The organism is Paenibacillus sp. SC116, assembly GCF_024733555.1.
In the GTDB taxonomy this organism is placed as follows: Bacteria; Bacillota; Bacilli; order Paenibacillales; family Paenibacillaceae; genus Paenibacillus_B.
The window spans coordinates 382,423-395,096 of the sequence record NZ_JANIOF010000004.1 but is presented as its reverse complement, the minus strand read 5'-3'; the positions used below and the strand labels follow the sequence as shown (position 1 = coordinate 395,096).

10 protein-coding genes are annotated in these 12,674 nt (G+C 42.7%); 1 reads left to right on the top strand and 9 read right to left on the bottom strand.

Annotated features, from left to right (window positions below):
• The first annotated feature begins 41 nt into the window (after positions 1 to 41).
• Positions 42 to 1,391, top strand: a complete 1,350-nt coding sequence (locus tag NQ117_RS18085) for a lytic polysaccharide monooxygenase (RefSeq protein ID WP_258279400.1) — start codon at positions 42 to 44, stop codon at positions 1,389 to 1,391.
• A gap of 135 nt (positions 1,392 to 1,526) precedes the next feature.
• On the opposite strand, the gene NQ117_RS18080 is transcribed toward NQ117_RS18085, so the two are convergent.
• The 9 genes from NQ117_RS18080 to NQ117_RS18045 form a co-directional block, all read right to left on the bottom strand.
• The gene (locus tag NQ117_RS18080) at positions 1,527 to 2,075 is read right to left on the bottom strand and encodes a GNAT family N-acetyltransferase (RefSeq protein ID WP_258279399.1); all 549 of its coding nucleotides are present in this window, start codon (positions 2,073 to 2,075) and stop codon (positions 1,527 to 1,529) included.
• A gap of 50 nt (positions 2,076 to 2,125) precedes the next feature.
• Entirely contained in the window at positions 2,126 to 2,602 is a 477-nt protein-coding gene (locus NQ117_RS18075; RefSeq protein WP_258279398.1) for a GNAT family N-acetyltransferase, read from the bottom strand.
• Positions 2,603 to 2,660: 58 nt separating this feature from the next.
• Positions 2,661 to 3,884, bottom strand: a complete 1,224-nt coding sequence (locus NQ117_RS18070; protein WP_258279397.1) for a DUF5050 domain-containing protein — start codon at positions 3,882 to 3,884, stop codon at positions 2,661 to 2,663.
• Between the two features lie 170 nt (positions 3,885 to 4,054).
• The gene (locus tag NQ117_RS18065) at positions 4,055 to 4,474 is read right to left on the bottom strand and encodes a GNAT family N-acetyltransferase (protein WP_375163090.1); all 420 of its coding nucleotides are present in this window, start codon (positions 4,472 to 4,474) and stop codon (positions 4,055 to 4,057) included.
• Between the two features lie 119 nt (positions 4,475 to 4,593).
• Complete coding sequence (locus NQ117_RS18060) at positions 4,594 to 5,571, bottom strand: quinone oxidoreductase family protein (protein ID WP_258279396.1); 978 nt, start codon at positions 5,569 to 5,571, stop codon at positions 4,594 to 4,596.
• 101 nt (positions 5,572 to 5,672) lie between these two features.
• Positions 5,673 to 6,323: a DUF2306 domain-containing protein gene (locus NQ117_RS18055; protein ID WP_258279395.1), complete on the bottom strand. Its 651-nt coding sequence runs from the start codon at positions 6,321 to 6,323 to the stop codon at positions 5,673 to 5,675.
• Between the two features lie 334 nt (positions 6,324 to 6,657).
• Positions 6,658 to 6,786 carry a hypothetical protein gene (locus tag NQ117_RS18050; protein ID WP_258279394.1) on the bottom strand — a complete coding sequence of 43 codons (129 nt, stop codon included), beginning with the start codon at positions 6,784 to 6,786 and terminating at the stop codon, positions 6,658 to 6,660.
• 246 nt (positions 6,787 to 7,032) lie between these two features.
• Complete coding sequence (locus NQ117_RS24210; RefSeq protein WP_144990697.1) at positions 7,033 to 7,233, bottom strand: aspartyl-phosphate phosphatase Spo0E family protein; 201 nt, start codon at positions 7,231 to 7,233, stop codon at positions 7,033 to 7,035.
• Positions 7,234 to 7,569: 336 nt separating this feature from the next.
• Positions 7,570 to 12,459 carry a DUF7507 domain-containing protein gene (locus NQ117_RS18045; RefSeq protein WP_258279393.1) on the bottom strand — a complete coding sequence of 1,630 codons (4,890 nt, stop codon included), beginning with the start codon at positions 12,457 to 12,459 and terminating at the stop codon, positions 7,570 to 7,572.
• Positions 12,460 to 12,674: the final 215 nt, after the last annotated feature.

Sequence of the window (12,674 nt, the reverse complement as noted above, 5' to 3'; positions counted from 1 at the left end):
AAGCAAATAAATCAAAACCCATATTTCGAGGAGGTAGTTTAATGTACAAAACGTTTAGTATGTCTCGCTTCACTCTGAAACATCTATTCATTGGGGGTGGCGCAGCAATTGTTGCACTGCTCGCTTTCATGCTTTTCTCTCAACAGGTGTCCGCGCACGGTTATGTAGATGGACCAGCTAGCCGAGCCTATCTGTGTAAACTAGGACAAAATACAGATTGTGGCGCCATTATATATGAGCCGCAAAGCTTAGAAGCACCTAAAGGATTCCCCGCTGCTGGACCTGCCGATGGAAAAATAGCCAGTGCAGGCGGTATCTTCCCAAAACTTGATGAACAATCTTCCACTCGTTGGGCGAAAGTAAATATTTCATCTGGAACCAACACATTTAAATGGACGCTGACTGCACGACATTCAACAGCAAGTTGGAAGTACTATATTACGAAACCAAACTGGAATCCAAATGCCGCACTTAGCCGCAACTCCTTCGACCTGACGCCATTCTGCGATGTCCCTTATAACCGTACTCAACCGCCTGCAACTTATACAGATACGTGTAATGTTCCATCCCGCTCTGGATATCATGTCATTCTAGCCGTTTGGGAAATCGCTGACACGGGCAACGCCTTCTACAATGTTATCGATGTAAACTTTGGCGGCTCCAATCCAGTCGATACGACTGCACCAACTACTCCAGGCGCACTAGCATCTCCATCCAAAACTACTAATAGTATTGCATTAACGTGGAGCGCATCTACAGATGCTGTAGGTGTAACTGGATACAATGTTTACTCTGGTTCCACACTTGTAGGAACGGTTTCCGGAAGCACCCTGAACTATAATGTTACTGGATTATCACCAAATACAGCATATACGCTGAAAGTAAAAGCATTCGATGCCGCAGGAAATCTGTCCCCAGATAGCAACAGCATAACCGTCACGACCAATCCGCTCGTACCAGACAATACCCCACCTACTGCACCTGGCAATCTGCATGTCATGGGAACGCCAACAGGTAATAGTATTCAGCTCATGTGGAATCCTTCCACTGACAATATCGGTGTAACAAATTACCGTGTCTACAACGGCACTGCTTTAGTAGCAACCGTATCTGCCACTACAACTTCTTACACGGTAACAGGGCTTTCACCATCCACATCCTATACGTTTAACGTAGTTGCCTTAGACGCGTCTGGCAATCAGTCGCCAGCTAGCACAGTGACAGGTACAACTACAGCTCAACCAACTGTTCCTGCGTGGACACCGAATACAGCTTATACGACAGGTACCCTTGTTTCTTATAACGGAGCTGTCTATAAATGTCGCCAACCGCATACTTCGCTCGTAGGCTGGGAGCCTGCAAACGTTCCATCTTTATGGCAGCTGCAATAATCACTTCTATATCTTTCAGATAAAAATAGGGACTAGCATCGTTCGAGTTAACGTGCTAGTCCCTTTTACATAAGAGCCCTCCTTATCTAAAAAGGACCGTCCCCAATGGACGATCCTTCGTTTACACCCTATAGACTATGCTTTCACATCATACTCAATCAGCCAGCAATCGCCCAGTTCGCCCTCATGCCATTCATGCTTCTCTAAGTATTTTTTCTTTACAAAGCCCGCTTTCTCGTACACTCTCAACGCTCGTTCATTGCGAACTTGTGGATCCATTACTATTTTCGTCGCGCCCTTATGATCGATGAGATAAGCAACTATAGCTTGAATGAGTTGAGTACCAATCCCACGATTCCAATGATCTGTCTCCCCAATAAACTGATCCATCCCATAAACTCGGCCATTATAAGACTCATACTCATATTTCTTAATTTCATCTTCACCTATCGGATAAAATTGAATATATCCAATATTTTTGGATTGATATTGGATGATACATCGCGCCTCATCTGCTTCTTGATCACCGAAGAAACTTTCTATGACCATCTCTTTATCATGTGGACGATCACGACCTTCATAGTACATGAGTACGGCAGGATCTGATAACCATTTCACAAGTAAATCAACATCTCCACGTTCAAGTTCCCTAATAGAAAGTTCTTGTTCTTGAAACAGTACCATGCATCCACATTCCTCTCCCATGTATTCCTCTAGCTAACAAATCCCTTATATTAGACAGTCTCATTTCCTTTTACACTTAAGTAATAATGATAAAAATCTTCGTCACGGCCATATCCATTTCGCTCATACAAACGTTGGGCTTGCTTATTATCAATCGCTGTGGACAGCTCAAGGCCTTTCGCTTTAATCGACTGAGCATATTGCTTCGCTTCATCCAGCAAGAGTTGTGCTATTCCTTGTCTACGATACGATTCACCCACGTACAAATCATTTAGAATTAAAGATCGCTCCATTGAGATAGATGAGAAGACAGGATAAAGCTGCGTAAAACCAGCAATTGCCCTCGTACTCTTATCTCTTACGATGAAAATAATAGATTCCCGATGCTCAAACCGATCAAATAAAAAGGCACGGGCTTGGGTTACATCTGACTGTTGTCCATAAAATATACGATATTGATCGAATATTTCTGCTACTGCCTCTAAATCTTGTATAGTTGCTTGGTATGCTTCAAATTGTGCACTCATTATAGTCATCTCCTAGTAATAAAATGATAGTTACAACGGATGTTACAAACTTTATCTTTCAATTAACAGGCTCGACACCTAACAACGGCTTAAATACAGCTTGTCCGGACTCGATTTGACTTTTATCCAAATACAATAGTGAACTGTTTGTACCTTTATTGATTCGCATAAACATATAACGTTCGTCACCCGCGACAAGATCAGGATCTGGCGGTAATGAAGACATATCCACTTCATGAACTTTTTTATTTTGCTTGAAAATTTTCATAGTTACCGGTATGTCTAATTTGGAGGAACGAACATAACCTGCAGAAGGATGAATGTAAGCGTAATTCTTGTCCTTGTACATATGCGAAAAGACCGGAGGATATTCGATCTTCTCCTCTATGATGTTCTTGCCATGAAGATCAGATGAATACAATTTGTGAGACCTCTTGTCCTCCATTTCCCGGTATAAATAAGAGAAGTAAAGTCTGTTTTCTGAAATACTTAGTAAGAAGTTATAGCTTCCATCCTTGCGATCAAAAAGGGTCTTTATCTCTCCATTGAGAGAATCATATCGCTGAGTTTTATAGTTATCTTTTGCGAGTATCGTCCAATACAGTTGATTCCCATAAGGAGTAATAGTCATAACTGACATAATGTTATCCGTTTCGCTATAGAGAACTTCTGGACTTTTGTCGAGTGCCGTAAGCTTTGCCTTCAATACTTTGGCTTGTTCACTACCGTCCTTATTGTCCTCCCAAATCGAATAATAAAGATAACCGCGATGCAAGGCTAACCAATCTGGCGGAGCTTCAAATGTCTTCACAACTTTACGATTGCTACCATCAACATCCATGCTAGTTAGTTTCCATGTTAAGTATGATCGTTCATTCTCTTTTTCAGGATTCCGATCGTTCTCCAACACATATAGTTTAGAATCATAATACTGCAAAAAACGCGGCGGATCGATAAATGTATTTCCTCTCTTATACGTACGATGTGTTCTTTGTACATACGCTAAACAATTGCTACGGTTTGGACTATCTGCACACTTATTATCGACTCGCGAATCGATTAATTGCGGTTTCGTGTCACCGTGTTTCATAAAATAAATCAAATTATTGAGTAAAAAATAATAGCCTTTTTCCGTTCGCGCAGTCTCCAAACCTTGTCCAACATACATATACGGGTAGTCCCATTGAGCATGATAAGCATCATCCTCAGGGTATGTCGAGCTTGTACATCCTGCAAGAACGAGCAGAACGAACAACGCCCCTACCAAGAAGCTTTTCTTCATCGAATTCCCCCTTTATGTCTATACATCAGGCAGATGAAAACTCAAAAAGCCTTAGAAAAGGATACCAGGATGTCCAGTTCTAAGGCACAGGATGCAGGATACTACAGCACGATGATTGATACATATTTTACCACGCCAGTATTGAATATGTACATATTTAATTACTTGCACTATTTCACTCTTTTTATGACAAAAGCATTATCTGCCTTGCTAAAACCAAGCTTTTCATAATAGTCCATGGCACCTGGTGCCGATAACAATACGAGTGAACATTCCTCACCAATCTTCTCTCTTACAAGATTGACGAGCTTCTTTCCAATACCGCCTTTTTGATAATCTATGTCTATTGCCAAATCAGATAAATAACAGCAGTATGAATAATCGGTTACAGCTCTCGCTATACCAATCATTTTTCTATCATGCCATGCTGTAATGACAATATCCGAGTTCTCCATCATTCGTTGCAATCTTTCTAGGTCTTGATAAGGTCTCTTAATGCCAGACGTTTCGAACACACGTGAAACATCTTCTGCTTGAATTTCATTCGTAACCATATAAATGATTTCCATAAAGATGCGCAGGAGTTTCACTCATGAATCTCTTAAAGCCTTATTTCTGAACGTTCATCTCGTACTTTTCAAAGGCTTCAAGACCTTTCTCCTGCTCCCCCTCTCTTTGTAAAAGAACTATATTCATCTATGATTCTTTGCTAGTCTACCACTAAGAGCACTTTCCCGGTACTATTTCTGCTTTCGACTAATTCATGCGCAAGTGCAGCATCCTGTAAGGAATAGCGGCTGCCAATGTTTATCTCAAGCTTCCCCTGTTCAAACAGTCGAAATACTTGTGCAACTGCTTCGCGCAAACTTTCAGGCCGTTCTTTCCTCGTCGTCCCAAAGCTGTATCCAAGCACAGAGCGACAGCTTGCATGAAAGTTCTTTGTATTCAATTCTCCATACTCCCCACATGAATTGCCGAACACGATAAGACGTCCATAGGGAGCGAGATAATGCATACTTTCTTCTGTTATCTTCCCACCTACGGAATCCAAGATAATATCTACGCCTCGACCTGCTGTAAGCTGCATAACTTGTTCGATAAAGTCCTCGGATTCATTATGCAATACGTAGTCAGCACCAGCGCTTTGGGCTGCTTCTAGTTTGTGTACACTGCCTACCGTCCCAATAATGTTCGCTGCACCTAACGCTCGAGCAACTTGTATCGCTGTCGTGCCAACACCACCTGCAGCTGAGTGAATAAGTACAGATTCTCCTGCTTTCATACGAGCTATTTCGACCAGCAAACTATAGGAAAGTAAAGAAACAATGCCGCATGCTCCCGCAGTATCTTCATCCATATGGTCTGAGATAGCAAAAGTTAAATTCTCATCAGCCACGATATATTCAGCATACGACCCATTGTGCGGAAAAGCGATAACACGCTGTCCAACACGTACAGAGGTCACCTCATCCCCAACCTGTTCGACGACTCCCGCTGCCTCTAGTCCAGGTATGAAGGGAAGCTTGCCTTTCCCTTTGTTTCCATGCCTAGCTTTAATATCGGCGAAATTTACACAAGTACGCCGCACACGAATTAACACTTGTGTGGAGTGAAAAGAAGGTAGATCAACGTCAACGTATTTCATATGTTCTGTCGAACCATACTGCTCAACCACAACAGCTTTCATCGTACTCCTCCTCAATGGTGTCAATGGGTCACTTATATCGTGTTTCTCGTTACCATTTTATAACTGTCACAGGAGAATGTCACGAAACATGTGGATAAACGTTACTGCTTAACAGCCGTACGCTCAGAGCGTGGCAGTGTGATTCTAATAACTATTTCCGCTAAAATAGGAAGAATAATAAGTGCGCAATAAATGCTTATCGTATAGCTGCTAACATATGCCAAGCCCAACCCTTTATGAATAACAAATGTAATCAAGTGTATAAACGTATTCGTAAAGCAGTAGGCAAAACTGCGAATCATCCATTTACGATGCTGAAGCAGCCGCTTTTTACGAATACTTATAATCGCCATCCCCGTCATAAAAGGCCAGATGATATTCAGCATGTTAAATGCAATACTGCTTGCCTTACCACCGGTTGAATAAGGCGCCATGTATCCTGAAGTAAGGGCCACCATAAATACAGATACAACATAGATGTATCCATTCACTCGATGAAACTTGCGATTATTATGCAGCAGCCAAGTAGAAAAGTTCAGCAATCCAGACACAAGTGCAATACAAGCGAACACTACATGTATATACATCACATTCAACCATATCGGAAGCTGAAGCGGACGCTTAAGTCCTTCTTTGTGGTTTAAAAATTCTTCTGCTCGTGGATCATGAATAAAATTGATGTAGGAAACGTAAGCGATAATTCCGAATGAAACCAGCACTAGCACTGTATAAAATGACTTACCTTTAAGCAAAATCCGACCACCTTTCTAGTAGCTGCTGCTACCATTCAGTTATAGACCTCAGGTCAACAGATTAATAAATATCCATTTTGTAGTTATCAAACTTGTTATGGCACAAGATTATGTAAAAAGATATATTTGCACGCGCATGTAACTTTTAAGACAGCTCCCATTATACGACAAAGCACTATTCAGATGGTTTTTTAAATTCGTATAAAATGGTAACTCTGGCTGCACACGGTAACAGATTGCATAACCCATCATTAAAAAAGTAAAGGATAGCAGGCTTCTCGTCGAAAAGCCGCTATCCTCCATTAGCTCGTTCAATTACAACATAAGACGTTTTTTAGGACTGTTTGCCCTCTTGTTTTTGCTTAGACCCTGACTCGTCAGCCAGCTTATCTCCAAACTGCTCAAGACGGCTAGGGCTTGATGCTGGTCCATTATTTTTCGGCTTACTGTTTCTTCCTGCCATTATGTTCACCTCCACAGTCCATAAGATGGGCCTAAGAAGTTATTTTCATACGACACGTGCAAATTCATGCTGACAGACGAATAAGCCAGCAGATGGCGCTTGCATGCGCATTCACTGGCTAAACATCAAATGATATGAAAATCGTCCCCAGCCTCCCATTCCAACTTCTATGCAGGATTCTTATATACATGTAAGCTTACAATGTACTTGATTGCTCATATTGAATAGGAGTTTCGATCCTCAGCTTCAGCAGCGTTCTTGCAACTTGTTCGCTACTAAGTTTGAACACCCAGATTTCTGTTTTAACTTCTGCAGCGTCACAATATGGTCGTCCAATTCTTGACTTAAAGAAACCACTTTCTGATCGGTTAAACTCTTTCTTTCTTCAAACGCTTTAACTAATTCTCTTTGAACGACATCGAATCTTCTCACTGGTATTTCCCTCATTTTTCACCAAATTGCCAAGCTTTCATGGAATTATTTCCATTTTTTCTACCATTTTAGTAGTAGTTTCTATCGGATATTGCAATATCTTTTTAAGGAAACGACTATCTACTCGAATTGTGTAATCTGCTCTTTGTGCCACAGCTCGACTCCACTCACGTATTTAGTCTAAGTAAAAGCGTTTATCTCCAAATCCTATATTCCCTACATTGCTGTAAATAGATATGTACAACAAATGGCGATACAGAAACTACACACTGTACCGCCATTTTGTTAAGATGACTACTTGCGACAGCTCCAGACTTTATGCATCAATCGGTTACATAGCTATATAGCTATTTATTCTTCCTGCTCCTCTTTAATCGTAACAATAACCTGATTAGACTGTGTACTAGTGGTAATGGTTCTTCCTTGTGGATCCCTGAATGTAAATCGTACTGTTGCCTGATTCACGAGCTGGGTTACCCTTGATTTCTTAATTGGCTCGACTTTTACTTTGAACTGCACTTCAGCCTGCTGTCCAGCAGCCAAATCTGGGACGGTAATTCCCGTCTCTAGTTGTTGATTCGTGACAGGACATCCGTTAAGCTTCAGGCTGCCCACTACAAAAGTAGAACCTATAGGAATGTTGTCTGTTAATGTTATATTGCTAACCGTGGTCGAACTCGTATTCCGCAGAAGAATCGTGTACGTCACAATTTCGCATTCAACGACGGATTTGCGGTTAGCAGACTTTACAACTTGAAGCGGTGAAGCTGCAACATTTACAGAAACAGATGTACTCACAAGTCCTGTTTCGTTGGAAGTCGCATTAAATGTATTCGTAATCGTAGTACCAGGAACCGCATTGCTTGGTACCGTAAATGGCACAATCGCTTCTCTAGACTCTCCAGGACCAATAGGTGCCCTCGCTTCGACTCGAATATTAAGCAGCGGATCGGTTACGACAACACCTGTTAATGGGACATTGCCCGCATTCCGCAACCGAAGTCTAAATTGGATACGTTCCCCAGGGATAGCGGATTGTTTGGATGCCGTTTTGGTAATGACAAGCCTCGGGCTGCTGCCTACGGTCACACTTGCAGATGCACGTTGAACGACAGTCTCATCTGATAAAAATACGGCTTCGTTGACAATAACCGTTCCTGCTGCTGTTCCTAGTGGCACAATAAAGGATGCGCTAAATGTTAATGTCGCACCTGGCTCCAGTCGGGAAACTTGCTCTTCAATGTCAATCACGGGATCAAACAACCGGAGGTTCGTTAATGTGAAACTCGACGAATTCGTTATCGTCAGCGTGTAGTTGACCTGCTCTCCCGGTAAGGCAACTGTGCGATCTGCCACTTTCGTGAACTGGACCGTTAAGTCTGGGATAATTTGAATGGTGGCTACCACTTGTTGTGCAGCAGTTTGATCAGAAGAGATCGTAGCCGTGTTCGTCAGTTCAGTCCCTGTAAAATTCCGTGGAACCTCAAACGGAATAACAAGGTCGAAGCTTGAACCGACTGGAATGATACTTATGTTGTTATTTAGATTAAGCAACGGATCTGTGATTCGTACATTCGTAATGTCTGTATTCCCACTGTTCGTAATTCGGAACGTATACAAAATAGGTTCACCTGGAACAGCGACTGTTTGTGAAGGAAGTTTCGCAATAGTCAATGTAGATACTGGAAGTATAGATACCGTTACACTTCCGGTTACTGTGTCTGTCTCGTTTGCAAAAACTTCTGTCGTATTTACAAAGGAACCTGGTAATTCATTGCTCGGAATCGTAAATGGAACCGCCAGCACTTGAGAAGCTCCAGGGCCAAGCGACGGGATCGTCTGCGTGAAGCCAATAAGCGGGTCACTCACTAAAATATTAGTTAACGTCACTGCCGATAAATTAGTAACTGTAATCGAGAATACCACTGGTGTCCCAGGCGCAGCTTCTGCTGGTGCTGCTGTTTTGCTAACTTGAAGTCCTACAATTGGTTCTACAATGATTCTTTCTGTAGCCGTAATTGGAGTCGTCTGATCCGAAGAGGCGGTTACTGTATTTAAAAATACGGTTAATGCTGGTGTAGCAACTGGTATAGGGAACGTTTGCGTGATCGTTTGCTCTGCCCCGCTTGCAAGCAGCGGAATCGTCTGATCAATGCCGAGCATCGGATCTTGAACGATCACATTTGACAACGGAACATTGCCTGTATTACTCACTAAGATTGTATACGTAACCGTAGCACCAGGCACGACACTCGTTTGATCTGCTGTCTTCGTGATTGTCAAATCTGGTGCAGCGCCTATTTCCACTGTAGCCGTAAAGCTCTGTGTAGGCACACTATCCGCAGAAGCGGTAGCGGTATTTTCGAAATTGCCAATAGGAGTTCCAGCAGGAATGATAAGGAATGAAGTAATGTCTACCTCTCCACCAGGCGCTAAGTTCTCTAGCACGGTATCAAGCTCAACGATTGGGTCTGTAATACGCACATTCGTAAGTGTACGATTACCTGTATTTCGAACAATAATCGTAAACTGAACTTCGTCACCAGGAAGAGCAGTAGCAGGCTCAACCGTTTTGGTAATTTCCAATCCAAAAATCGACTGAACAGGTAGTACATTCGTGGTCTCTACTGGCAGTGTTTGATCCGATGTAGCTGTGACCGTATTAACGATAGAAGAACCATCAGGCGTATCTAACGGAACCGTGAAATCAGATTCAATAATAAACGAATCACTAGGCAATATCTCTGGGATAACCTGATTAATACCTAATAGCGGGTCGATTACATTCACATTTGTCAAAGAAATAAAACCCGTATTTGAAATAATGATAGTATAGGTAATCGTCTCCCCAGGAGCGGTTGTCTCACGATCTACAAATTTGCTTAATTCAATAATAGGAAACGCTGGCTGAAGTACAGTAACGGTCGCTTGTGAAGTTTGAGTTCCAACTTGATCGGATGAAACGGTAACCGTATTGGTAATAACCGTACCCGGTGGAGTGCCAAATGGAATATCCAACGCACCCGTTATTATAAATGCTTCGCCTGGTTCCAAAACTGGGACGACTTCATTAATATTTAATTGAGGGTCGGACACGACGACATTGGTTAACGTGACATTTCCTGCATTTCCATATTCGATCTCAAACATGGCCGGAGATCCAGCTTCCACTTCAGGCTGTACGGCCCGCTTGCGCACAAACAACGCTGGCTGCGGAGTAATCGTGACCGTTTCACTATCACTCACAGTCGCAGCTTCGTTAGAAGTCCCCGTTGCCGTATTCGTAACCGTACCCGATGAACCCACCGGCACCGTGAACTCGCCAAACACAAACTGACTTTCTCCTTCAAGCAGCGTTCCAATAAGTGTATCAATACCTAATAACGAATCTGTTACTCGTACGTTAGTAAGGGTGCTATTTCCCGTGTTAACAACTTCTATCGTGTAAAATATCGTATCTCCCGCTGCTACCATCGTTCGATCTGCCACTTTATTAATGGATAGTGACGGTGCAGCCAACACATTCACTTGGAAAAAGGCTTCATCTGATGTTTCATTCGTGACAACAGCCGCTCTATTCACAAATATCGAGCCCGCTGGCGTCCCAAGTGGAATTGTGAAATTAATCTCAAATCTTAATGATTCCCCAGGAGCCAACATGGAAAGCGTTTCGTTCAATCCTAGCGTGGCATCCGTAATTCTCACATTGGTTAATGTCGCACCGCCATTATTAAGAACCGTAACTGTATACAGTACATCTTGACCTGGAAGAGCGGATGTTGGGGTGGCTGTTTTCGTAATACTGACCGAAATCAAGTTGACGACTACTTCGTTGGATACGACACTTCCCTCTAGAACAGGCCCTCCTGGAACACTTATAAATGTAAATGTCGCACTCGATGTATTCGAAATTTGTGGCGGCACCCCACCTGTATTTACACGTACCTGGAACGTAACTCTTCTACTTCCACTGACAGGAATGGTGCCTAAATTAATTCCGGTTATAGGGCTTAGACCTGTTTGCGGGGGTCCACCATCAATCGATACGGTGTTTGGAATAAATGTCGTTCCCACTGGAATCGGATCGGTGAAAATAACGCTGTCTGCATTAGCAGCACCACTGTTTGTAATAACAGCAGTATAAGTAATAACATCCCCTTCACGAGCAGTAGTGGTACTACTCTCCTTGTCAATCGATAATAAAGGCTGATTGACATCGATCTGAATCCCTATTCCATTCGGAAGAATAACATCCGATGAGGTCGTAATTCGCAGTACGCCAGACGTCTGTGAGTTAAACAAACCAGCTGAGGCATCTACATTTGTAATATCATAGGCCAAGCGAGATCCTGTCGTATAGAAGCCTGGGTTGCCTGCAACTGCATTACGGTTCCCGAACGTACCTGAAGTATCTAAGTTGCCTGAGTCATTATTAATTTGAGCTTGGAAAAAGTTAGTTGCTAAGTTATTAGGTCCCGATAATGTCACTAAGCTGGACGTATTGGGACCGAACATGGCAACATCCCCACCTGCAAATGGATCTCCATCATGCGAAGATAGGAGAATTCGACCAGTTACAGGGCCTGTTGTTGGAGATGAAAAGCCAGAAACCGTAATGTCGATATTAAATATAGGGGGAAGGCCCACTAAATCCTGCCCCACAAAAATAGATTTATTCCGAAACGGAAAAGCAGGATTCCGATAGGATACCGCCAGTGTCCAACCGGAATGAGTGGTTTGATTATCAGCTGCGGCAATAAATGCTGGTACACTCCCCGTTGCATAAGTACCTGCTCCGCCAGCCTGCACAAGTGAAGTAACATCAGCGGTATTGGTATACCATTGGACACTTGGATTAACTGGGCTGGCATTGGTAAAAAAGTTTGTCGGAGTAATCGTAAAAGTCCCTTGCGGAGTTCTAAATTGAACCGGATCTCGAATAAAAGGCGTTACATTCCCAATAGGTGTTGAGTAGTTCGCTGACCAAATTAACTCCGCATGCTCTATCGTACTGCCTGATGGAATGCGAAGCACAGCTGCAGAGGAGTTGAGCGTATAATCAAGTGTCGTTCCTGGAAACCAGCCTGGAGCTGTAAGTGCGGTGTTCGTCGTAATAAATGTCCCCGAAGCATCAAGAGTTCCTGGCAGAAGCTGATTAGCAATTTTCGTTAAAGATAAAGCGTTCCCTGTGAATGTGAGTGCACCTGCACTGGTCACGGTGAACCGCTGTACGAATGGCATCGTTCATCCTCCTTTCACCGCTATCACATGCGATGAACATCATAATATCATCTATATGTATATTGAGGTTCGAGCACGAAATTGCAAGTCCGTTACTCAGGACAAATCTAATTATTTCACCCTCTAACACATATAAAGAATGAAGTGGATAATAGATAAACAGCACGCAAAAAAAGGAGAGCATATCGCTCTCCTTGGCTTCATTTATATATATA

What these genes read in the sequence shown, in the direction of transcription:
- NQ117_RS18075 (WP_258279398.1), bottom strand. Translation starts at nt 2,602, where the DNA reads ATGAGTGCACAATTTGAAGCATACCAAGCAACTATACAAGATTTAGAG.
- NQ117_RS18080 (WP_258279399.1), bottom strand. Translation starts at nt 2,075, where the DNA reads ATGGTACTGTTTCAAGAACAAGAACTTTCTATTAGGGAACTTGAACGT.
- NQ117_RS18085 (WP_258279400.1), top strand. Translation starts at nt 42, where the DNA reads ATGTACAAAACGTTTAGTATGTCTCGCTTCACTCTGAAACATCTATTC.
- NQ117_RS18050 (WP_258279394.1), bottom strand. Translation starts at nt 6,786, where the DNA reads ATGGCAGGAAGAAACAGTAAGCCGAAAAATAATGGACCAGCATCAAGC.
- NQ117_RS18060 (WP_258279396.1), bottom strand. Translation starts at nt 5,571, where the DNA reads ATGAAAGCTGTTGTGGTTGAGCAGTATGGTTCGACAGAACATATGAAA.
- NQ117_RS18045 (WP_258279393.1), bottom strand. Translation starts at nt 12,459, where the DNA reads ATGCCATTCGTACAGCGGTTCACCGTGACCAGTGCAGGTGCACTCACA.
- NQ117_RS18070 (WP_258279397.1), bottom strand. Translation starts at nt 3,884, where the DNA reads ATGAAGAAAAGCTTCTTGGTAGGGGCGTTGTTCGTTCTGCTCGTTCTT.
- NQ117_RS24210 (WP_144990697.1), bottom strand. Translation starts at nt 7,233, where the DNA reads ATGAGGGAAATACCAGTGAGAAGATTCGATGTCGTTCAAAGAGAATTA.